21 protein-coding genes and 1 riboswitch are annotated in these 23237 nt (G+C 63.0%); of the genes, 14 read left to right on the forward strand and 7 right to left on the reverse strand.

From position 1 onward, the window contains the following. Positions 1-100: 100 nt before the first annotated feature. The 10 genes from V7R84_RS08720 (at position 101) to V7R84_RS08765 (ending at position 9783) form a co-directional block, all read left to right on the forward strand. Entirely contained in the window at positions 101-574 is a 474-nt protein-coding gene (locus V7R84_RS08720) for a hypothetical protein (RefSeq protein ID WP_338568049.1), read from the forward strand. Positions 575-720: 146 nt separating this feature from the next. Next, a complete protein-coding gene (locus V7R84_RS08725; protein WP_338568051.1) occupies positions 721-1254 on the forward strand; it encodes a hypothetical protein in 534 nt (177 codons plus the stop codon). A 166-nt stretch (positions 1255-1420) separates the two neighbouring features. Then, positions 1421-2098 (forward strand): hypothetical protein, encoded by a 678-nt coding sequence (locus V7R84_RS08730; RefSeq protein ID WP_338568052.1) that lies wholly within the window; start codon positions 1421-1423, stop codon positions 2096-2098. Positions 2099-2321: 223 nt separating this feature from the next. Beyond that, positions 2322-3086, forward strand: a complete 765-nt coding sequence (locus V7R84_RS08735) for a hypothetical protein (protein WP_338568053.1) — start codon at positions 2322-2324, stop codon at positions 3084-3086. 611 nt (positions 3087-3697) lie between these two features. Next, positions 3698-3979, forward strand: a complete 282-nt coding sequence (locus V7R84_RS08740) for a hypothetical protein (protein WP_338568054.1) — start codon at positions 3698-3700, stop codon at positions 3977-3979. Between the two features lie 39 nt (positions 3980-4018). Then, a complete protein-coding gene (gene mshB, locus V7R84_RS08745; RefSeq protein ID WP_338568056.1) occupies positions 4019-4912 on the forward strand; it encodes an N-acetyl-1-D-myo-inositol-2-amino-2-deoxy-alpha-D-glucopyranoside deacetylase in 894 nt (297 codons plus the stop codon). A gap of 95 nt (positions 4913-5007) precedes the next feature. Further along, a riboswitch (cobalamin riboswitch) is annotated at positions 5008-5178 on the forward strand. A gap of 117 nt (positions 5179-5295) precedes the next feature. Beyond that, complete coding sequence (locus tag V7R84_RS08750) at positions 5296-6279, forward strand: iron ABC transporter permease (RefSeq protein ID WP_338573867.1); 984 nt, start codon at positions 5296-5298, stop codon at positions 6277-6279. Then, a complete protein-coding gene (locus V7R84_RS08755; protein ID WP_338568058.1) occupies positions 6276-7073 on the forward strand; it encodes an ABC transporter ATP-binding protein in 798 nt (265 codons plus the stop codon). The genes V7R84_RS08750 and V7R84_RS08755 overlap by 4 nt, the downstream gene beginning before the upstream one ends. A 9-nt stretch (positions 7074-7082) precedes the next feature. Then, the gene (locus tag V7R84_RS08760; protein WP_338568060.1) at positions 7083-8165 is read left to right on the forward strand and encodes an ABC transporter substrate-binding protein; all 1083 of its coding nucleotides are present in this window, start codon (positions 7083-7085) and stop codon (positions 8163-8165) included. Between the two features lie 85 nt (positions 8166-8250). After that, a complete protein-coding gene (locus tag V7R84_RS08765) occupies positions 8251-9783 on the forward strand; it encodes a hypothetical protein (RefSeq protein WP_338568062.1) in 1533 nt (510 codons plus the stop codon). Between the two features lie 12 nt (positions 9784-9795). Here V7R84_RS08765 and V7R84_RS08770 read toward each other — a convergent pair whose 3' ends face one another. From V7R84_RS08770 to V7R84_RS08795, 6 genes are all read right to left on the reverse strand, one after another. Continuing rightward, a complete protein-coding gene (locus tag V7R84_RS08770) occupies positions 9796-10563 on the reverse strand; it encodes an ABC transporter permease (protein WP_338568063.1) in 768 nt (255 codons plus the stop codon). Further along, on the reverse strand, positions 10560-11597 hold the full coding sequence (locus tag V7R84_RS08775) for an ABC transporter substrate-binding protein (protein ID WP_338568065.1): 1038 nt from the start codon (positions 11595-11597) through the stop codon (positions 10560-10562). The genes V7R84_RS08770 and V7R84_RS08775 overlap by 4 nt, the downstream gene beginning before the upstream one ends. Beyond that, a complete protein-coding gene (locus tag V7R84_RS08780; protein WP_338568067.1) occupies positions 11594-12265 on the reverse strand; it encodes an ATP-binding cassette domain-containing protein in 672 nt (223 codons plus the stop codon). Before V7R84_RS08780 ends, V7R84_RS08775 begins: the two co-directional genes overlap by 4 nt. Further along, positions 12262-13095, reverse strand: a complete 834-nt coding sequence (locus V7R84_RS08785; protein ID WP_338568069.1) for a class I SAM-dependent methyltransferase — start codon at positions 13093-13095, stop codon at positions 12262-12264. The genes V7R84_RS08780 and V7R84_RS08785 overlap by 4 nt, the downstream gene beginning before the upstream one ends. Positions 13096-13274: 179 nt before the next feature. Beyond that, positions 13275-15185, reverse strand: coding sequence for an alpha/beta hydrolase (locus V7R84_RS08790; RefSeq protein ID WP_338568070.1), 1911 nt, complete (start codon positions 15183-15185; stop codon positions 13275-13277). Between the two features lie 2 nt (positions 15186-15187). Beyond that, positions 15188-16024, reverse strand: coding sequence for a hypothetical protein (locus tag V7R84_RS08795; protein ID WP_338568072.1), 837 nt, complete (start codon positions 16022-16024; stop codon positions 15188-15190). 233 nt (positions 16025-16257) lie between these two features. Between V7R84_RS08795 and V7R84_RS08800 the strand changes: the two genes are divergently transcribed. The 3 genes from V7R84_RS08800 to V7R84_RS08810 all read left to right on the forward strand — a co-directional run bounded on the left by V7R84_RS08800 (position 16258) and on the right by V7R84_RS08810 (position 20705). Then, on the forward strand, positions 16258-17703 hold the full coding sequence (locus tag V7R84_RS08800) for a CCA tRNA nucleotidyltransferase (RefSeq protein ID WP_338568074.1): 1446 nt from the start codon (positions 16258-16260) through the stop codon (positions 17701-17703). 159 nt (positions 17704-17862) lie between these two features. Beyond that, positions 17863-18291 carry a hypothetical protein gene (locus V7R84_RS08805; RefSeq protein WP_338568076.1) on the forward strand — a complete coding sequence of 143 codons (429 nt, stop codon included), beginning with the start codon at positions 17863-17865 and terminating at the stop codon, positions 18289-18291. A 14-nt stretch (positions 18292-18305) separates the two neighbouring features. After that, positions 18306-20705, forward strand: coding sequence for a GDSL-type esterase/lipase family protein (locus V7R84_RS08810; RefSeq protein WP_338568078.1), 2400 nt, complete (start codon positions 18306-18308; stop codon positions 20703-20705). Between the two features lie 202 nt (positions 20706-20907). Here V7R84_RS08810 and V7R84_RS08815 read toward each other — a convergent pair whose 3' ends face one another. Next, on the reverse strand, positions 20908-21216 hold the full coding sequence (locus V7R84_RS08815; RefSeq protein WP_338568080.1) for a hypothetical protein: 309 nt from the start codon (positions 21214-21216) through the stop codon (positions 20908-20910). A gap of 468 nt (positions 21217-21684) precedes the next feature. On the opposite strand from V7R84_RS08815, the gene V7R84_RS08820 reads away from it, so the two are divergent. Next, a complete protein-coding gene (locus V7R84_RS08820) occupies positions 21685-23163 on the forward strand; it encodes an SGNH/GDSL hydrolase family protein (RefSeq protein ID WP_338568082.1) in 1479 nt (492 codons plus the stop codon). Positions 23164-23237: the final 74 nt, after the last annotated feature.

A 23237-nucleotide genomic window follows, 5' to 3' on the forward strand; every position in this document is an offset into this window, starting at 1 on the left:
ACAGTCCGACCATTCCGCACCCTACGGACAGACACCTCCCTTGTACGGGGGCCACACACCCTACGGGCAGGCACCGTCACCGTATGGCGCAATTCCCCCCATGAGCGCTCCGAAACGACCCGCAGCCGCAACCGCCGCGGCTGTCCTCGGCATCATCAGCGGCTCACTGGGAGTCTTCCTGGCCCTGGGAGGGTTGAGCAGTATTCTCACCGACAGATCAAGCTCGTCGGACCCCATTGCCGCTGCCACCTCGTGGTTCCTGTGCCTGACGATCATCGCCACCGTCACCGGTCTCCTCGTCTGCGGGATCCGCTTCCTGAGCGGCAAATGCTACAAGCTCTTGCTGTCCTCGGTTATCGCGCAGACGGTGATGACGGCACTCATTGCCGCGGTACTGCTGGTCGGAGCGCAGTTCTTCGCCAGCACACGTTCTCCCAGTGTCAGCAGCTCGACGGCGACCGGAATGGTGGTGATCGCCGTCTTCTACGGGCTGGTCGGCCTGGGATTGTCCATCAGCAATCTCATCCTGCTGCTCAGCCCCACGACCCGGCAGTGGGCGAAACAGGTTTCCTGACCCCATACCCGACGCGGACCTCATCACCACAAAAACGCAGAATCCCTTGACCTCGAGGGTACATAGAATCGGCCTGAAAGGCACGCGACCCATTGAACACGATACAGTATCGTATCGGCCATGGACCCGCGCAGAAAGGCCCACGAATGAACCAGCCCGGATCATCCTACGAAGCGACCTCACCCCAAGGATATGAACCGCCCGGCAGCTTCCTTCAACACCCGAAAACGGCGAAGACCGCGTCCACGTTGGGCATCGTCAGTGGGGCGCTGGGCATCGCCTCCGCTCTCCTGACCTTGGCCCTCAATGCAGGCCTTCAGAGCGAACTCAACAAGCTCCAGGGCAGAGCCAGACCGGATCTTTTCGCCCAGGCGATGGCTCTCGTGAACATGACCTACGCCCTGGCCGTGGCCATGATCATTGCCGGGGTCATCCTCTTGGTGGGTGGCATCCAGTTCCGCGGCGGCAAGGGCTATGCGCTCCTGCGCGCCGGCGCCATCGCGCAAATCGTGGTCGTGGCTGCAGACCTGCTCCTCACGTTCAGCGTTTCGGGAACGCTCAACATCGCACCCAATGCCGGATCGTTCCTACGTGTGGTGGTCGGGTTGGGCTTGGCAATCGCCATCCTCACGAACCTATCCAAACCGGAGACAAAGCAGTGGAAGGACTCCGTGTCCTGACCTCAGCACTGTGCACAACGATGGCCGTCACGGATCACTTCCGGGACGGCCATCACGCCCGAATCCACATCCCGATTCCCCAGAACATAGCGGCAGCTCACCTAGCGACAGCGCAACCCCAAACCGCTAGAGTTAAGCGCGGAATCCTCGAGAAAGGCCTGCATGCATGAGCGATCAATATCCGCCCCAACAACCTGACTTCCCGCCTCAACAAGGTGGATCCACCCCCTACGGCCAGCAGGCTCCGCAGCCCTATGAGCAACAGCCCTACGGACAGCAGACCCCACAGCCCTACGGACAGCAGGCCCCACAGCCCTACGGACAGCAGGCCCCACAGCCCTACGGACAACAGCCCTACGGACAGCAGGCCCTGCAGCCCTACGGCCAAGCCTCACTCAACCCGTACGGCGCACCGATGGCCGGCCCCCAGCGCCCGGGCGCCGTCACCGGAGCTTCCGTGCTCGGAATCGTCAGCGGCAGCTTGGGAATAATCCTGGGCATCAGCGTCATAGTGACGCTCTCTGCCATCCAGGGCGTCGCCAGAGTGTTCGGAAGCAACGTTGGGATGCTGCTGGTGCTCGGCTACCTCCTGGCCTTCGGCACACTCGCTGCTGCTGTCGCTCTGCTCGTGGGAGGGATCATGTTCCTCAAGAGGAAGGGATACATGGTTCTCCTCATCGGAGCCTGCGGGCAAGCTGGCCTCGCCTTGATCGGCCTCGTCTTCACCGCAATGAACCCCACCGCCAACGGGCTGAGCTACCTGATCTACCTTGCTGGCCTGATTCTGGGGGGATTCACCATCTACCAGCTACTCACACCAGTGGCAAAGCAGTGGAAGCAGTAGGCGAGTCGAGATTCGTTCTGACGTGTTGTGTGGCTGAGCCGGATCGAGATCCTGCTCAGCCACACAATTTTTGGGAACACATGAAGTAGTTACGGCCAGCCGGACGTCTGCCAAGGCCCGTTCTTCCCTCAATACCCCAGGACATAGCGACAGCTCACCCCGCGACAGCGAAACTCCAAGCCGCTAAAGTTGCGCACGGTGTCCTCGAGAAAGGTCTGCGTACATGAGCGATCAGTATCCGCCCCAGCAACCTGACTTCCAACCTCAGCAAGGTGGATCCAGCCCCTACGGCCAGCAGACTCAACAGTTCTACGAGCAGCAGCCCTACGGCCAACAGGCTCCACAGCCGTACGAGCAACCATCGTATGGTCAGCAGCCTTACAGCCAGCAGCCCTACGGTCAGCAACCGTACGGTCAACAGCCCTACAGCCAGCAACCGTACGGTCAACAGGCCCCCCAGCCGCCCTACGCCCAAGCACTATTCAACCCCTATAGCGCAGCACCGACTGGTCCCCGACGCCCGGGTCCCGCCACCGGAGCCTCCGTGCTCGGAATCGTCAGCGGCAGCCTGGGGATAATCCTAGGTTTCGCCAATATTGCTGCTCTCGCCATCCTCCAAAGCGCGACAAGCATATTCCCCAATCTGGGACTCCTCACGACCATCAACTACATCCAGGCCTTTGGCACTTTCATCACGGCTGTTGCCCTCTTGGTGAGCGGCATCATGTTCCTCAAGGGCAAGGGCCACCAAATTCTGTTCATCGGCGCATGTGTGCAGGCTGGTTTGACGCTCATGAGCTTCATCGTCAGGCTTTTCATGCCCGAACTTCTTGGCGTGAAACAGATGCCATCGCAGATCTCACCCGCAGTCAACTCCGCACTCGCCATTGGCCCCTATGAGATATTTGTGCTGCTCATCGGGGTCGGATTGGCCGGTTTCACCATATACCTGATGTTCACACCAGCAGCAAAGCAGTGGAAACAGTAACCAGCTGAGTCCATTCGCGTTTTCTCTCTTCTGGCTGCATGAAGCATCGGTCCACGGTGGCCTCACCCCATCGCGAGATGTACCGCCAACAGATTCCCCTGCCCCGCCACGTGACCAAAGGTCCGATACCACAGAAGTCGAAACGCCCCGATAGCACAACGGTCGCGTCTGCAACGGGGATCGTCAGTGGCTGCGTGGCATCTTCATGAACTTCTTTGCGACTACCATCGCATCCATTTTTCACAACTCGGTCCTTGATGACCCTCGGATCTACTCCAGGACATCCATGGATTCCTCACAACCGTGACGTGACAATGAATGGTCCCGCTATCCACGGACAGCGACGAGACCTCAGATACCCGAGAAGCAGAAACCGAGGATCGCAACCAACCGTTACAGCCGAGACTCGAAAATTTATTCACATCCGAGCCATCCCTCGGGAAAGCCCTCACCAGCTCGAGGCCGAGGGGTACTGGAACGCGTTTTCCGCACACTGGCCTCAGCAGAAAGGCTCACGATGAGTTCCACGAGCTCCCCCGAGACGTCAGCCTGTACAGGGTAGCTGCCCAACCCAGTGGCCCGAAACGTCCCGGGCCGGCGACCGCCTCGCCGTGATCGCTCTCCTCGTTGCCGGGATCACGTTCCTCACGGGGCGGGGATACACGGTGCTGTTGTCCGCCGTCATCACACAGCTCACGCTGACGGCTCTCTACGTGGTGATCATGCTGTTGGCACTCGACTCGATCTTCCAGACAATGCGAAACAGGAGTTCGGAGTCCGGGGCAGTGGTGATCATCATGTCCTGCATACTGATCGGCCTGGAGCTGGCTGTCAGCACTCTCGTCATGATGCGCAGACCCGCAACCAGACAGTGGGCGAGGCAGATTTCCTAGCACCGCCGCCCTGTCCACACCGGCAGCTATCCTTTGCCCGTGTCTGATCGCCGTTTGATGTTCGTCCATGCCCACCCCGACGACGAATCGTCGCAATCCCCCGCCACCATGTCGCGTTACGTCGACGAGGGCGCCCAGGTGACGCTGGTCACCTGCACCCTGGGTGAGCTGGGAGAAATCCTGGTGCCCGAATGGGAGCACTACAGCCCCGAGGAGCTGGGCGCGAAACGCGTAGATGAACTCGCCACAGCACTCGACATCATCGGTGTCACCGACCACGTGTGGCTGGGTGGTAAGGGCAGGTACCACGACTCCGGCATGGCCACCGACGACGAGGGCCATGTGATTCCCCACGACGAACTTCCCGACGGGGCGTTCTGGGCTGCCGACCTGCTGGAGGCCTCCGACCACCTCGTCACCCTGATCCGCGACCGCCGGCCCCAGGTGGTCGCGACCTACGACCAGAACGGCAACTACGGCCACCCCGACCACATCCAGGCGCACCGCGTCACCATGTACGCCACGCTGCTGGCGGGGGTGTCGTCGTACCGGCCCGACCTGGGGGAGCCGTGGCAGGTGAGCCGGGTGCTGTGGATCACCCACAACCCGCAGGCGTGGCTCCGAGCCGCGGAGAAGGCCCGCGAGCTAGGGATGCCGCTGCCCGAGGGCATAGATGAGGAGGCCATGCGTCGCCGTTTCGCCATCGACCCGCGTCATATCGCAGCGGTGATCCCCTACGAGGGTCGCGCCGACTTGTGCCAGGCCGCTTTGGAGGCCCATCGCAGCCAGGTGGATCCAGAACATCCGTTGTGGAAGATGTTCCGCTTCATGCGCACCGTCGAAGGAACGGGCGAGGCCTACCGGCTGGCCGCTGGGGTTCCCTTCCCCGGCGACGGTCCCGCCGACGACCTGTTCGCGGGCCTCGACGTCTGACCCTTTCCCGCTCCCGCGTCTCCTCCCCGCGTCACCGATTCAACCGGTGACGCGGGGTTTGTTCGACAATGCGACAAATTCCTTCTTCAACTGCTAGCCTCCGTCGTGAAGCTGGCCCGTTGGGGCATGGGAACCCGGTGCGAATCCGGGACTGACGCGCAGCGGTGACGGTGACAAACCTGCGACTTACGCCACTGGGAAAACCCGGGAAGGCCACAGGCGAGGAGGATCCGGAGTCCGAAGACCGCAGCTTCGTTGTATCGGCTCAGAGCCTCGCGAACAGGCTCGTGGACAGTGGAGCTTCGTTGGCAAGCCTGAATTCAGCTAGCAGGGTGCTGAAATATCTCACCCTGCCCATCGTCATTGTGGTGCTGGCGCTCACCATGGTGAGCGTCATCTACTCCGTCAACATCGGCTCCGAGGCTCTCGATCAGGAAGCCATCTGGGATGTGATCGTCAGCAGGTTGGAGGGAGTCAGCAGCGAACACAAGGCCGTCGAGACCATCGTCTGGGACCTGCGGCTTCCCCGGGCATTGCTGGCAGTTGTCGTCGGCGCGGGGCTCAGCATCGCCGGCTGCGCCATACAGACTTTGGTGCGCAACCCCCTCGCCGACCCCTACCTGCTCGGTGTCTCCTCGGGTGCCTCCGTCGGCGCCACCGCGGTAATCACCTTCGGCGTCCTGTCCGGTTTTGGACTGTGGTCGACATCGATCGGGGCACTGCTCGGGGCCCTGGCGGCTGCCGTGGCCGTCTACCTGGTAGCCATGGCCCAGGGCGGTCTCACCCCGATTCGACTCGTTTTGTCCGGGGTGGTGCTCTCCTCCGCGTTCTCGGCCATCGCGAGTTTCCTGGTGTTCAAAGGACCCGATCGGCGCGCCGCCCAATCGGTGCTGCACTGGCTGCTCGGCAGCGTCTCCGGCGCCCAATGGGACCGACTCCCGCTCGCGACCGGCGTCGTCCTGATCTGCCTGACGCTGCTGCTACTCGGCAGCAGCTGGCTCGACGCGCTGGCCTGGGGACCCGACGCCGCCGCGGCCCTCGGCATCCCCGTCGGCGTGCTGCGCCAAGGACTCTTCGTGCTGCTGGCGGTGCTGGTCGGGGTGCTGGTGGCAGTGTCCGGCGGCATTGGTTTCGTCGGCCTGGTCATCCCGCACCTGTGCCGCATGGTGGTCGGTTCCCTGCACCGCCGACTGCTTCCACTCGCCGCTTCCGTCGGCGGGCTGTTCCTGCTGTGGGTCGACGTAATTTCCCGCGTCATCGTCGCCCCCTCCGAGATGCCGCTCGGTGTGGTCACCGGCCTGATCGGCGCACCGGTCTTCCTCATCGTCATGGGTCGCCGCAACTACGGATTCGGCGGTGGCTCGTGACCGCACTCAAGGCCGACAACCTCACCTGCTCCATCGGACGGCGAGTGATCGTCTCCGGCATCAATCTCGAAATACAGCCCGGCACCATGACGGCCCTGATCGGGGTCAACGGCGCCGGCAAATCCACCCTGATGCGGGTATTGGCGGGCATCAGGCCCGCGACGACGGGGCGCGTAACGATAAACGGCAAGGACATCTCCCAGCTCCGTCCCAAGGAACGAGCCCGGCTGTTGGCCTTCGTCGCTCAGGAGGAGGCCGCACCCGAGGACCTCTCGCTCTCAGAGATGGTCACCCTCGGGCGGCTGCCGCATCTGATGCCCTGGCAGGCCGGCGGCTTCAAGGAGAAACGCGTCGTCGCCGAATGCCTGGAGATGGTGGGACTGACGCACCTGGCCGACCGGCGCTGCGGGCACCTCTCCGGTGGAGAACGGCGTCGCGCCATGCTCGCCAAGGGCTTGGCGCAGGGCACCGACCTGCTGCTGCTTGACGAACCCACCAACCATCTCGACGTACACCACCAGCTGCATCTGTTGCAGACCATGCGCGCCACCGGTCGCACCATCCTCGCCTCGATCCACGACCTCGACCTGGCCATGGGCTGGTTCGACCGGATCGTGATGCTCGCCGACGGGGGAATACATGCCGCCGGGACGCCTGAAGAAGTCATGACCGCCGAGAATCTGGAGTCTACCTTCAAGGTGCAGTCCCGACAGGTCCCGGCGGTCGATGACGGGGCGCAGCACCTCGTCATCGATGGCCTCGTGCCGCCTGAATCGACCGATCAACAAGCATAAGGAGACCACATGATCACCCGCCGCGCCCGGGCAGTCGCCTGGCTGACCCTGCCCCTCATCACCCTCAGTGCCTGCTCCTCCCCCTCCCAGCCGACCGCCTCCAGCAGCGTTTCAGCCGAGGGTTCCGGACAGGTCACCGTCACCAACTGCGGCAAGGACCTGACTCTCCCCTCCACGGCGAAGAAGATGTACATCAACGACGGCAACATCCTCGCCCTCGCCCTGGCAGCCGGCGGCGCGAAGGAAATCACCGCGGTCAGCAGCATGGGCCGCGACGTCCCGATCCTGAAGGCCAAGTACGGAGCCGAGACCATCGACGGCCTCAATGACGTCTCGAAGGAATACCCCACCCTCGAGTCGATCATCGCCAACACCCCCGACCTGATGGTCGCGGGCTGGAACTACGGGTTCTCCGAGGGAGAGATAACCCCCGACATCCTGTCGGAGAAGGGCATTCACTCCTACGTGCTGACTGAGTCGTGCCGCCAGGAGGACGCCACCAAACGCGGCATCGTCGACCCGTGGGAGGCGGTCCGCACCGACATCACCAACCTCGGCACCATCACTGGACACAGCGACGTCGCCAAGACAGCCGTCGACGACATGGACACCCGCCTGAAGGCCGTCCAGGGAGCCACGCAGCCCGAGAAGAAGCCTGTGGTGTTCGTCTTCGACTCCGTCAAGGACAAGGTGTTCACCAGCGGCAAGTACGGAGCCCCGCAGGCGATCATCGAGGCCGCGGGCGGGACGAACGCCACCGCCGACATCGAGGACACCTGGACCAATGTTGACTGGTCACGCCTGGCCACCGCCAATCCTGACGTCATCGCGCTGGTGGAATACCCCGGCCAGTCCTACCAGGAGAAGATCGACGCGCTGAAGGCACACCCGGCCACCAAGGACCTCCCCGCGGTGCAGGAGGAGCGTTTCGTGAACCTGCCCTACGCCATGTGGACCGAGAGCCCCCTCAACATCGACGCCGCCGAGTACCTGCGCAAGGCCTTCGAGAAGCACGGCCTGGCCCCGGCCTCCGACGTGTCGACGCACCTCGAGATGCCCGCCGACCTTCCGGGCCGCGACAAGCTGTCCTGAGGTTTTCCGGCACGGATTTTCCGGCCCCGCCTCCCACCCGGTTCGTCTCCCGATACGCTCCGGGTGGGAAGGACAGGGGGCAGTGATGAGCATCTCCAAAGCCCTCAGCCTCGACCGTGCGGGCCGGAACGACGAGGCCACCGAGGCCATCCGGCGTCACCAGCGTCGCCTGCTCGATCGCGGCGGGTCGCTGGACGAGACGATCGAGGCGTTCCGCGCCGAGGCGCGCATCCAGCGGCACCGCGGCGAGGCCGACGCTCTCACCCGGGCCTGCGACTCTGCCCGACAGGCCGTGCTGTTGAGCCGGCTGCCCGCCGCGTCGCAGGAGCTGGTCGCTCCCACGCGCCTGGAACTGGGGGCCTGCCGGATCAGACGCGGTGATCCGGCAGGCCCCCAGGTCATCGCCGGGCTCACGACCCACCCCGACGCCGGGATCGCGGGGAGGGCGTGGCGACTGCTCGGGGAGGCCGCTCTGCTGACCGAGCGGCCCTTCGATGCGGTGGCCGCCCTGTTGAATGCCGTCGCCGAGAACCAGCGCGGCAAGGACGACCACCACGAAGCGGGCACCCGCATCCTCCTGCTGCTGGCCTTCAGCAGAGCCGGTCACCTGGAGGACGCCGACCGGCTCGCGCTCCGCCACGGCACACCATCGGATGCGCCGCAGGGTCTGCTGGGGATCCGTTTTCTGCTGGCCCGGGCGGAACATGAACACCGGTCGGGACGCATCGGTGAGGCCCTGGGGACCTTGGAGGTCGCGGAAACCCGTCTCGGGGCAACCTCCGGGCTCGGCGTGCTGCGTCGCGAGCTCCTCACCATCCGCGCCGGCTGCCTCACCGACTGGTGTCAACCCGACGAGGCAGCTCGTCTCCACATCGAGGCCGGGACACTTCCCCCGCCTGCCCACCAGGTTGCCACGGCGGCCACGTCACACGCTCTGCGGGATGCGCAGCAGGCGACCCGCTGGCTGGGCGATCCTCCACGACCCGCGACCGCATCGGGAACCGATCCACAGCACGTGGCGGTGCTACTGCGGGACCTGGCGGCACTCCCGCAGCGGGACACGGAGCATGCGGCGGTGGTGGTGCGGCTCCTAGACTCGCTGGCGGGCCGCCCAGGTCTTGAACGCGACGAGGCGCTGCTGCTCCTGGAAGCGGGTTCCCTCCTGGCCGAGAGCGGACCCGAACACCACGTCGCCGCCGAGCGGCTGTTGCGGCGCGCCCTGGTGCGCCTGGAGTTCCTGGAGGGCGCCGAGCAGTGGTTGGCACAGGCGCGCGTCACGCTGGGGCAGCTGCTGCCCGATTCCGAACGCGACCAGGCTCTCGACCTGCTGGTGCGAGGCATCCAGGGCCTCGACGAGCAGCGCTTCCAGATGCTCAACCGCAGCTACCGCGACAGCTGGCTGACCCGCCGGGAACACCCGGCGGTCGCGAGGGCCATCGAACTAGCCAGCGGAACCGACGCCGCCCTGGCCGCGGATCTGATCATCTTCTCCCGGGTCGCGGGGGTACTGGTTCCCCGGGACGACCGACAGGTGCCGCTGGTTCCCGTCCCGAGGCTGCGCTACATCGACGGCACCGAGTCGCGGCTGGGCTCAACCGGGTCGTGCAATTTTCTGTGACCCGGAACCGGTTCATCGATACCGGGCCAGGCGGTTTCTCAGGGGTCGCAGGAACAGCAGTTCCAGCCCCAGGGTGAGGGCAGCCATCACCGCCGAGAGGGCAAACACGTCGGCGGTCTCCAGGTTGGTGCGGGCCTGCTGCACCTCCGCGCCCAGGCCGGTCGTGGTGCTGAGCAGCTCGGCCATCACCGTCAACCGGATCGACTGCCCCACCGCGACCGTCACCGCCGACAGCACCGGCGGCACCACAGCCGGAATGATCACCCGCCGCACCGTGCCCCACAGACCGAAGCGGAACAGCCTGGCCATTTCCAGCAGGTCGGGGTCGACGTTGGTGACGGCATCGCGCAGGCTGGTGACCAGCAGCGGCATCGTCACCAGCGCGACCACCAGCAGCACCACCGACGGGCTGGGACCCAACCACAGCATCCCGACCACAACGATCACGATCGGCGGGATGGCCATGAGCAGCTGAGTCCAGGATGCGGTTAGTTCCTCGACGGGCCGCCAGGTGCCCGCGGCCCAACCCCAGGGCAACCCGATCAGGCAGGCGATCCCCAAGCCGCCCAGCGCCCGCTGGAGGGTGAGCAGCACCCCGGTGCCGAGCTCCTCGTCGCGGATCAACCCCAGCAGCGCCTCCCAGGTGGCCGTGGGCCCGGGCAGGACGTAGCGGGGCTGACTCCACGACGCCGCCTCCCAGGCCAGCAGCACCAGGGCGAGCCCCACCCACCACAGCAGCACGACCCGCCAGCGCGGCGCCTTGTTCTCGGCTGGGTTCACCTGGGGTCGGCCAGGTAGAAGTCGTCGGCGGGCATCGTGCCCCCGACGATGTCGGGGCTGAGGGTGGTCAGGCGCGTGTAGAAGTCCTCCAGCTCGGCCTTGGCCTTCTGCGCCGGCACCATGTCGAGTTGGAGCCGCGGGATCACGTCCTTGACCACGGCCTCCGGCACCTCAGTCTTCGCGGTAATCGCCGCAACTGCCTTCTCATCAAGGGCGTTGACCTTCGCTACCGCCTCCTCCAGTTCGTTGAGCACACCTGCGACGAGCGCCTGGTTGGAGTCGACGAGTTTCTGGGGCATCACCACACCGGCCATCGGGAAACGTGCCTGGCCGCCGGTGACCTTGGCCCATGCCTCCTGCAGGTTGGCGGTGCGTTCCAGGTTCTTCCCGGACTGTGTGGCCTGCTTCTGCGCGACGGTGGCGACGTGCTCAGGCAGCACCGCGTACTCCACCTGCCCGGACATGAGGGCCTTCACGAGCTCCGGGGCCTGGTCGTAGGACACGACCTCGATGCCGTCAGCCCCGCCCTCGAGGGGGATGCCGCTCTGGGTCATCAGGTAGCGGAAGACCAGGTCGGGCATGTTGTTGGGCAGCGGGACGCCCACCTTCTTGCCCTTCAGGCCTTCAATGCCCTGCGCCGACGACCCCTCCGGGCCGAGGATGTAGAGCATCCCCCACACGGTCATCGCGACCAGCCGGATGGGAAGGCCTTTGTTGAACAGGTTCGCCGCGGCGTAGGAGGGGGTGGCCACCAAGTCGGTCTCGCCACCCACGACCAGCGACTTCATCACGTCGACGCTGGCCCAGTTCTGCACGTCGGTCTTCCCGACGAGACCGTCGAGTTTGCCGAGTGTTCCGAAGGAGGCCATGGGGGCCATGAACGCGAGGGTGGTGGGGACGTGGACACGCAGGGTTTCCAGTGTTGAGGCGGACGTTGAGCCCTCCCCTGCCGGTTTGCCGCCGGAGCAGGCAGCCAGGCCCGCGGTGCCGAGCAGGCCGAGTCCGGTGAGGGTGAACAGGGACCGACGTTTCATGATGTCTCCTCGTGGGGGGTGGATTCTTCGGGATCGGGGGCGGGTTCTCCGGTGTCGGTGGTGAGCCGCCAGGTGCCGGGCGGCCCATCGAGGTGAAGGTGGAGATGGGAGACGTCGTCGGCCTCTTTGGGGTCGTGGGTGACCCACACCGTCACGACCTCCTGTTCCGCGAGCAGCTGCACGAGGTCGGTTCGCAGGGCCGTGGCGAGGGGTTTGTCGAGGGCGGAGAACGGTTCGTCGACGAGCAGCAGGGTGGGGCTGGTGGCCATGGCCCGCGCGATCGCGACCCGCTGCCGCATACCACCCGACAGCTGCCGGGGATACAGGTGGGTGGCCTGCTGAAGGTCGACGCGGGCCAGCCACTGTTGGGCGATCAGGTCCGGGGTTTCACCGCCGACCACCAGGGCGACGTTGCGGTGGGCGCTGTACCAGGGCAGCAGCCGGGGTTCCTGGAACACCTGCGCCAGCCGCCCCTCGGGCCGCGTCACCGACCCGCGGTCGCAGGGACTGAGACCCGAGATGGCCTTCAGCAGCGTGGTTTTTCCCGCCCCGGAGGCTCCCGTGACGGCGAGGGTCTGTCCGGGCGCGACCACCACGTCGAGGCCGTCGATCAGGGTGTTGCCGCCGCGCACCAGGGTGACGTCGTCGAGGACGAGGTCGGTGGTCATCGGAGGCTCGCCGCTCCGGGTCTGCGGGCGAGGATGACGATGCCGCCCATCAGTTTTCCCTGGAGCTGGAATCCCTGCCGCATCGCCTTGAGCCGGTCGCGGGCGCCGGGGATGCGTCGGGCATTGTTCCAGAACCGCAGCGCACCCCACAGGCCCTCGTCGGAGACGATGCGCCGAGGTTCGAGGAGGTGGAGGGGGGCGCGATCGTGCCATTCGGCTTCGAGCCCGTGGGTAGCGAGCAGTTCCGTCCAGCCCTCCAGGGTCAGTGGCCGGGCGCCGACCTTGATGACACGGGAGAGTTCCCGGCGGGCGGTTTCGCGTTCCTCGTCGGTGTGGTCGGGCAGCCACGCCATTTCGTGGATGGCGTAGCGACCCCCGGGACGCAGCAACCGCGCTGCCTCCGCGACGATCGCGTTTTTGCCCGCGTCGTCCTGGATGGTGAGCATCGCCTCGCCGACGACGAGATCTGCCGAGGCGTCGTCGAGTCCCGTGTCGCGGGCGTCGGCAACGACGTAGCCGGCCCGGGGGTGTTTCTTCAGGATGTTCTTGACGGCGTCGCGGCCCTCCGGGTTGGGGTCGACGCCCCGGTAGGACCTCGGGTTGGCGCGCAGCAGCACCTCGGCGGTGGCGCCGACGCCGGGGCCGAGTTCCACGATGTCGTCGTCGCCGGTGGGTTTCGCCTGTTCCAGCAGTTTCGCGGTGAGGGCACGCCCGCCGGGCCTGAGGATGCGTTTGCCCAGCTTCGCCAGGAGCCAGTGACCCTGCATCCGCCCGGCTTCTGGGCCCGACCGTTCCCCCGCGACCCCCTCTTGTGTCGACTTCGCGCCCATGCTCACCTCTCACACGACTCGGGCATGAGCGTTGAGCGTAACCCACTCTCACCTATTTCCGAAAGGGGGGTGTGCTGTTATTGTTGTGAATGCGAGGGATCCGTGACCCGACCACAGGTCTTGTCACGGATCACCTCGCGCCAGTTCACCCGACGCAGCACGTCGCCGATGGTGGGGTGTCAGTTCCCCTTGGTGGCGGCTTCTGCCTTGTTGTCGGGACGATCCACGGACGAGTCTTCGCCATTGAGGATCTGGGCGGCGTCCTCCCTGAACTCCGGGTTGCCCCAGTAGTCGTGGTAGCGATCGTTGGAAGCCATATGCTTGACGCCATCGAGGGTATTCGGATCCCTCCCGAACTCATCAGAGCCAACACCGGCGACTGGATCCCATTTGTTGGCGGAGGTGTACACCTGTCCATCGGCGACGTTGTATTCGTGCACGCTGTCAGCACGCCCACCCGGAGAACCGAAGACCCCCATAGCATCGAGGACACCCACCTTCGTATCGCGCGCAGCAGTGGTTCCCAGAAGGGATCCATAGGAGTGATCGAAGGTAGCGATCCGTGGATCGTTACCTTGAGATTCATGCCAGCTTTGCATTCCCTCGTAGAAACTGTTGAGTTTGGGGGCACCTTTATCAGCATTCTGTGTGCTGGCGATGTCGCTGAAGCTACCGTTTTGGGACTCCGAGGGATCGACACCGGGGGGTGCATCGTAATTGAGATACGCCACGGTGGCTGTGTGATCAGCCCCAGAGTCCTGACGAAGTTGGTCCGCGTTGCTTACCAGGCCATTCAGCCCCTTGCGAGCCGTGGTGCCGATCCCGGGAACCAGCACGCCGACATTCGATGCCTTGTCCACATCTCCACTCGCAACGATGGCTCGGACGTCCCCGTTACCGGAGGTGTCGAGACCAAGCAGCTTGTAGGGCTTTCCGTCATGGTCCGTTTTGCATCCCTCGCAGTTCGGATCCACGTATTTCTCGATCGCCTCCAGGTCCTGGACCTTACGTTGGGCCTGCGCAATCCTCTCACTGTCACCGGATTTCCGTGCTGCCTCCAGCTCATCCCGGGCCTCCCCCAATTCACGCGGAAAGACCTTTCTGTTGGCCTCATCACGAACACTCGCCGGCATGCCGTCGAGGTTTCTGATGGCGTCGGGATTCTTCTCCATGAACTCCCGGCGCTCCTCCTCGGTCAGGGAGTTCCACCAGTTGCTGACCTCGGTGGGGCTATCCACACCCTGCGGTGGCCACGGCTTGCCTTCCTCGTCGGGAACCATGATGCTCCCACCCCACGGCATTTTTATCTGGGGCCCATTCCCTCTCAGTTTCGAGTGATCGTAGGTACCGTCGCGCACACCGACCAGCCGCTTGACGTAGGCCGCATCGACCTCACCGGCACGCTCGAGGGCCGCATCAATGAGAGCCTTGAGTTCTTGCGCCTTCTGTTCCCTTTCGCGGTTCTCGGCGAGGGAACCGATTGGCCCGGAGGAGGAGAGCGAAAGTCCCTTGCCTATCGTGCTCGCAATCCCACCACCCACAGCACCGTTCACCCCGCCGACAACTGTACCCACGGGACCCAAGAGGCTGCCGCCAATAGCACCGGCAGCACCACCTGCCATGAATCCGGGACCCGCAGGATCTATCAAGTTCATCGCTGCCTCAGCGGCGCCAGAGGAATTTGTCACCTGGGACAAGTCCAGGCTGGGCATGTCGATGAAGCTTGTGGGGGTTACGTTCTCCCAGTGCACACCCCCGTCGCCGTCAATGCTCAGGTAGGGGTATTGGGCCACGAACGATGTGCACTCGTGCACCTTGGTCTCTACATCCCAGACACCTTCCGCAGCCTCAGAGGTGGCCAACCCCAGCTCGGTGGCATCGTCCACGCGTTCGCCGAGCTCGTCAACCAGCTTCCCCAAGGATGTCTTCGCTCCGTTGGCAGCTGCTCCCGTCGACTGGATCTGCCCCTTGGCTTTCGAGGCAGCGGACTTGCCATTCGCCAAACCCTTGCGCAGGGTTGCAAGATCCTGCATGGCCGTGTTCAAGTTTCCGTGTTTCCAGTTCTGGATATCGCCCCAGGTGATTGCCATGTTCAGGCCGTCCCTTCATTCGTAGCGCTGAGGTTCTCAATGACCGGCCCGGAGGGATTGGCATTGGGAATCGGATCGATGGAATAATCCCCCGGGCTCACGGGAATTGGTTCGACGACGGGGCCGTCCGAGCCGTCGATAAACCCGGAATCGAGAAGCGGCTGGGAAACGCGCTCCCCGGGGATGCCGTAATGATTGACAGGCATGTCCGATTCGCCAGAGACTCCAGGATCGCCACTCCCGGGCGATCCGTACCCGAGGAACCCATCAGCGGAGCCATTCGTCGTAGTCCCATAGGAGTGCCCGGCAGCACCAGCAGCCGCACCCGCCGCAACACCTCCGTACGAATGGCCACCAGAACCAGCAACAACATCCCCGTACGAATGCCCACCAGAACCGCCAACAGCACTTCCATAGGAGTGACCAACAGCACCAGCAGCTGCACCCGCCACAGCACCAGCAGCCGCTCCCCCCATTCTGTTGGCGATCTTTCCGGCAGCCGCACCCGCGAGTGCACCTTCGGCTCCCGACATGGTCGGGCACGAACTCCCCACAGACCCCATAGCTCCTTGGATGTTTCCTTCGTTCTGCTGGTACTCGTACAGACTCGCCTTGACCTTTTCGGTGAAATCCGTGTACCTGTCAGAGAGGTTCTTGATCCGCTTGTCGACGCTGTCTCCCGTCTCGGAAATCAGCTTCGACGATTCGGATCCGGGCATCGCGGAGGACGCATCCCCAAAAGCCGCCTCCACCTTTTTCGCGACGATGTCCTCGGCCACGCAGGCAGACGACTGCGCCAGGCTCTCGAGGTCGCCTGCAACGATGTTCATACCATCCATGCGGTTCTCCAAGCTTCTCGGCCAGCACGCCGACATCTCCGGCGAGCCGCACTTAACTTTCGGCCATTACCCTACAGCGAGTCTGGCTCACCCATCCGATCCCGCACACGCCCTTGATTGCCTTGTGACAAGGGCTTCGATACCACAAGAGTGATCCGTTACGCATCGGGAAGAGGGCCGATCGGCTCGCCAGATACAGGCGTCCCCGGAGCTTCCACGTAAACTCTTCGCCTGTGCCAGACCTCACCCAAGCCCAGCGCAACACCGTCTCCGAGCTGCTCCGCATCTCACAGGTGATAGGCGACCTCGGTTCCCGTTTCGACGCGGCGGGGCACCGGCTGTACCTCGTCGGTGGTTCGGTGCGCGATGCGATGCTGGGAGGGCTCGGCCACGACCTGGACTTCACCACCTCGGCACAGCCCGACGAGACCCACGCCATTCTCCGTGATTTCACCCCCGCTACCTGGGACATCGGTCGGGATTTCGGGACCATTGGCGCCATGAAGAAGGATGGCGACAAGGAGTGGCAGATCGAGGTCACCACCTTCCGTGCCGATGCCTACGGGCCCGGCTCCCGCAAACCGGTGGTCGCTTTCGGGGAGCGGATCGAAGAGGACCTCGTCCGCCGTGACTTCACCGTCAACGCCATGGCCGTGGACGTCGTGGCAGGTGAGTTCGTCGACCCGTGGGGCGGGTTGCGTGACCTCGCCGACGGCGTGCTGCGCACCCCCGCCCCGGCGGAGGTGTCCTTCGGAGACGATCCGTTGCGCATGATGCGGGCCGCGCGGTTCGCGTCGAGGCTGGGATTCCGGGTGGCTCCGGAGGCCCAGGAGGCGATGCAGGAGATGGCCGAGCGCATCACCATCGTCTCTGCGGAACGCGTGCAGGCCGAGTTGACGGGACTGTTGCTCACCGATTCTCCCCGCGAGGGCCTGGATCTCCTGGTGCGCACCGGGGTGGCCGAGCATTTCCTGCCAGAGCTGCCGGCGCTGCGCCTGGAACGCGACGAGCACATGCGTCACAAGGACGTCTACGCGCACTCGCTGACCGTGCTGGAGCAAGCCATCGACCTGGAGAAGGCTCGCGGCCACCAACCCGACATCGTCAATCGGCTGGCTGCCCTGCTGCACGACATCGGCAAGCCTGCCACCCGCCGTTTCGAGGGTTCGAAGGTGACCTTCCACCATCACGACGTGGTGGGCGCGAAGCTGGTGACCAAACGTCTCAAGGCGTTGAAGTACCCGACGGCGACGGTGAAGTCGGTGGCGAGGCTCGTGGAGCTGCACCTACGGTTCCACGGCTACGGCGAGGCCTCCTGGAGCGACTCGGCGGTGCGCCGCTACGTGCGCGATGCCGGCGACGAACTGGAGCGCCTCCACATCCTCACCCGTGCCGACTGCACCACCCGTAACCGCAACAAGGCCACCCGGCTTCGTCGCAACTACGAGGAACTGGAGTGGCGCATCGATGAGCTGGCCGCACAGGAGGAGATCAAGGCCATCCGCCCAGACCTCGACGGAGCGCAGATCATGGAGATCCTGGGCATCGCACCGGGCCCGGAGGTCGGGAAGGCGTACAAGTTTCTCCTGAACCACCGCATGGACCACGGCCCCCTCCCCAAGGACGAGGCCCGCGACCTGCTGCTGACCTGGTGGAAGGACCAGCAGCCGCAGAGCTGAAAGCCGATCGCACCCCTTCCCGAAACCGGTTGAGCCGCAGCACGAGGAACGAGCGACCCGAGTCGAAACCCCATCCCCGCTCTCTGGAGAAATTTTTCCCGAACTCCTCCACCCGGAGGGTCCTCCCAGGTAGTGTCAGCATCATCCCACCGGGAGGCAATGATGCACCACCGAACCACAACGACGGTCACTACCTTGATCCTGTGTGCCTGCCTGCTCCTGAGCGGCTGCTCAGCACGCGCCAGGCAGCGCGACCTCATCCGCAAGGACCCCATGTACTCAGCAACTTGGGATGGCATCGAATTCCTGGGCTTCAAGGAAAGCGAGGACGACGGCCCCAAACCCTCCCCGGTCGCCATGACTCGCTGTTTCAATATGACGATCCCTCTGGAAGATGTGCACAAACGAATTTTTGCAACCGCCACGCAAAACGGTTGGCGAGAAGATCCTCCCGCCGGACCAAATGCAACTCGGACAGCATTCAAAGGGACCAATGAAGGAGGAATGACCCTTTTTGTATCAACAACGATCATACGCTGTGAGCAACACCCCGAGACCAATCTGGCTCTAACTATCACCTTCGGGTAGTTTAGGAGAAAATCGTGCAGAAACTGACTCTCAAGAAGGGCATTCTGCTGCTCGTCATGGCGGCATCCCTGTGTCTCAATTTCACCACCACAAACTCGGCAAGCGCCGATCCACCAGCCAACGACAGAAAGGTTGCCGTGGTGACCCTCCTAGGAGATTCTTTCTCCGCCGGCAATGGCGCGGGCGATTATTACGACAACAATTCGTCGAAGAGCTATCGGAGCCGCAACAATTGGGCACAGCACTATGTGAATTCGCTGCGCAGCCGAGGTATTGCAACCATTTTCCACAACTTGGCAGTCTCTGGCTCGAAGACAGACGACCTCATCGCAGGACAGATAAAGGGAACCCCCCAGGACAGTGATCTGGTCATGTTCAGCATAGGAGGAAACGACGGAAACTTCGGCAAGATCGCCCAAGACTGCTTCGTCCTGTACCTGCAGAATGCAATAAATTGCAAAAGCAGCATAGAATCGGCAGAAAATTTCATTCGAAGCGGAGAACTCCGAACGAAAACCGAGAACGTCCTCAACGAACTAGAAAAACGCTTGCCGGACAAGCACGCCCAGATAGTTCTCATGGGGTATCCACATCTCAGCATCGATGATCCGAACTTCCTGCTGACGACATGCAGCAAACGGAGCGTTCAGGGATGCTATGGCGCCTCACTCAGCTACCCCACCGCCACCAAAGTACGGCAGCTTGCGGACGAAATGGCTGCCGCTCAGGAACAACTGGTTCGCGAGTGGAATGCGAACAATGACGGCAGCCGCCACACAGTGCACTACGCTTCCTCCATCCGCTCCGATTTCGCGGGACATGAACCGAACCCCAGCACCGCAACAAAGAATGATTACCGATGGCTCAATGAGTTCTGGGAAACCCAAGGCCGCCTCGGCGATTCCGGGAAAACCGAGGCTTCCCTCTCATTCGACATGATGGAATGGTACCACCCGAACAAAATCGGGCATCAGAAGATGAGCGAGGCCTTGGACAGGACAATAAATTCCGCGACCTTCACCCGAGACCGCGGCATCGCAAACATTCCAACAGACGTCGCCATCGTCATCGACACCTCAGGCACCATGAAAGAAGACCCGGAGAGTATACACACCATGGTGACCGGAATCATGAACAAATACACCACTTCGAACAGAAACGTCCGCTTCGGGCTGATCACCTACTCAGGCCTCCCAATCATAGCACCCGCCGCTTGGTGGGGAGAGCGACCATCCACGAGATCCGAACTAACATCAGATATCGCTGCCGTGGAGAAAGCGTTCCAAGGCATCAGAGGAACCGGGGGAGGAGACACTCCAGAAGCCGCTTACTCCGCTTATATGAAAGCCTTCGAACTCAACTGGCGACCAGGAGCCCAGAAACAAGTCATCCTGATTTCAGACGCCCCTCCGATCGATCCAGAACCAATAACCGGCTACACGAAAGCCGATGTGGAGAAGAAGGCCTACGAGCTGGATCCAGTGGAGATCTACGCATTCGACACCAGCGGCTGGCTCGAAACCCCAGAACTCGCCGACCTCACCACACGCACCGGCGGGCAGATCGTGAAGGTCAACAACCCCCAGACGGCCCCCGATGCGATCACCACTGCCGTGGAGAAAGCCAGCAACAAACCCTTCGCCTGGCTCGACGGCCCCTACAACCGCGCCATCGGAGAATCTCTCACCCTGGACGCCCGCGGCTCCTACTCGAAGAACGGCACCATCACCAGCTACGAGTGGGACCTCAACGGGGATGGTGATTTCGAGGTTTCATCCAGCTCCCCAACCTTCGAGCACACCTGGGATGCAGCCTATTCCGGTCTGGTAGGGCTACGGATAACCGATTCAACCGGCGCCACCTCCATGGCCACCACCCAAGTCGATGTCAGCATCGACGGCGACGGCGTCCCCGACAACACCGACAACTGCCCCACCGTCTACAACTACGGCCAAACCGACTACGACGGCGACGGCATCGGCGACGCCTGCGACAACACCCACGGAATCCCAACAGAACGCCAACCCGGCGTCTTCGAAGGACCACCACCCACCCCCACCCCAACCCCAACAGCAAACCCGACAGTAATCACCCCATCCCCCGCACCCACCAACTCAACAACCCCAACCCCAACAACAAGCCCAACACCATCGGCAAGCCCGACAGCGGCTCCAACCGGGACTCCGTCTTCCTCACCCACCCCCACCCAGGAACCGACCCAGCCGCCGAGTACGCCAACCGCTGAGCCACCACAAAGCCCGACCACAGACCCAACCCAGCAACCCCCGCCAGCTCCGACCACGACACCGATATCCCCTGACCCAACCCAGCAACCAACACCCACCTCTGCCCAACCTCCCAGCCGGAGCATCACCCCACCACTACGCCCCGGACTCCCCAACACAGGTAGCTGACATCCCCATCGTGTGGTGCCCGACCACCACGGACGGGCACCACACAATTGAATCCCGTTTCTCAATCCCGCGAATCCCCGGGGACACCCATGCACCACCAAACCACACCCACCACTATCGCCCTCATCCTCGCCACATGCCTCCTCCTCACCGGATGCTCAGCCGAAACCCTGCAGAAAAACGAGTTCCGGCAGGACTCCCTCTACACAGCAACCTGGAACGGCATCGAATCCTTGGGCACCAAAGAATCCACAGACGGGGCCTGGAAACCACCCCCACCATCCATCACCCGCTGCCTGAAAACAACACTCCCACCAGAAGAAGCAGTACAAAGAATCATGACAACCGCCGAACAAGCAAACTGGACAGAAGCCAAACCAACCCCCACACCAGCAACCACCAGATGGGCGCGCAAAGAAAAAATGCAGCTGTACATCTCAGCAAAGACGCCAACCAGATGCAAACAATACCCAGAAACAAACTTGGCAACAACCTTCACCATCGCCATCAACTAACTACAGTACACCCGAAATCGCCGGCATCAACAAAGGATGCAAAGCAGTCATCAACAGCATTCCTCACTCTGCCGGGGCAAGGCACCGTGAACCTCAGAATCTGCCTGCTCTTTGCTCCACCCACAGGCCAGAGCCTGTAACACCAAATCATTCAGACACGCATGGGGTGGTTTTGATGCGGCATGACCCTTCGCCACGAGTACCCCACCCAACACAAAGAATGTTGCAAATTCAACCAGATTTTCCCTCCGCGGCCTCCTGGTCACAGCGGATCCGAGACACGAGGAACCACTCCATGGCGACACGCGAAGCAGCTTCGAGTTCCCAGCCCCACAAAGAGCTTGGATTACAATCGCAAAGTAAGCAGCGGTCATGGCTTATTGTTTCAACTTTTAAACCACCCCCGCGGATGTATCCACAGAAGATTCGTCCGTTTCACGTCTTTCACTTTTCAGGAACCAGCAATGAAGATAACTATCAAGAGCAAGACCCTCCTGGCCCCACTGGCGTTGGCCCTTTGCGCCACCTTCGCGCCGACACACTCCGCAAGCGCGGACCCGCCACCCAACAGCGGGAAGGCCGCAGTGGTGACCGTGCTCGGCGACTCCCTCGCAGCCGGCAACGGCGCAGGCGACTACTACGACGACAACAACTCGTCGAAGAGCTACCGGAGCCGCAGCAACTGGGGACAGCTCTACGTCAATTCGCTACGCGACCAAGGCATAGCTGCGAGCTACCACAACCTGGCGTCCTCCGGAGCGACGACTGACACCATCAGGACCGAGCAGATACCCCAGGTTCCCAAGGACAGCGACCTCATCGTGCTCAGCGTGGGAGACAACGAAGGAGGCATCCGAGAGATTGCGCGGGACTGCTTCGTCAGGTCCATGCAGGATCCAGACAACTGCGGGAGCAGTGTGAACAAAGCCGCAGCCTACTTCAAAGGAGGAGAGTTCAGGAAAAATACCGAAAGCCTGCTGAGAGATCTGGAAGCACACCTTCCCGACAACCATGCGCGCATCGTTCTCATGGGCCACCCGAATATCATCCTGGAATCTAAATATTTCGTGACGGGTCGATGTCAGGAAAAATTGGCTCCTTCCGAGAAAAGATGCCGCAATAAGCACACGTATCCGAGCCCCAGCGGGGCGCACAGCGTCAACTTCCACTTGATGAGGGAGCAGACAAAGCTGGTCGATGACTGGAATGCACATAATGACGGTACTCATCACACCCTGCATCACGTCTCCTCCATCCCGGATGATTTCACGGATCATGAACCGAATCCCTCCCTGGTAAATTTTTCCCTCAAACCCAGAAAGAACGACCGATGGATCAACAAATTCTTGGAGACCGAAGGACAGTTCGACGAGTCAGGACTGACTGAATCCATTTTCTCCGGCGACAAGATGGAGTGGTTCCACCCGAACAAGATCGGCCATAAGAAAATGGCGGAGGCCCTCGGCAAGGTGGCGCCTCCCAGCGCCTTCGCGCGCGAGACCAGCGCGTCGACGATCACCAGCGCACCCTTCGCCTGGCTCGACGGCCATTACAACCGGCCCATCGGAACACCTTTCACCCTGGACGCCAGAGGCTCCTACTCGACGAACGGCAACATCACCGCCTACGAGTGGGACCTTGACGGCGACGGCAACTTCGAGACGTCAACCACCACCCCGACCCACGAGCACACCTGGGAGTCCGCCTACTCCGGCACGGTGAGCCTCCGGGTGACGGACTCGACGGGCGCCACGTCGACAGCATCCACCACGATCGACATCAGTACCGATGGCGACGGAGTCCCCGACGAAACCGACAACTGTCCCACAGTCCGTAACTACGGTCAGACCGACTACGACGGCGACGGCATAGGTGACTCGTGCGACGACACCAACGGAATCCCGACGGATCCCCTGCCCGGCGTCTCCGACGGCCACTTCTGATCCACCCCCTACGCCCGGGCGAACCGCCTGAGCCGAAAACCGCTGAGCGGACCGGCCTCTCTGGCCGGTCCGCT

The sequence above is a fragment of the Arachnia propionica genome (assembly GCF_037055325.1).
In the GTDB taxonomy this organism is placed as follows: domain Bacteria; phylum Actinomycetota; class Actinomycetes; order Propionibacteriales; family Propionibacteriaceae; genus Arachnia.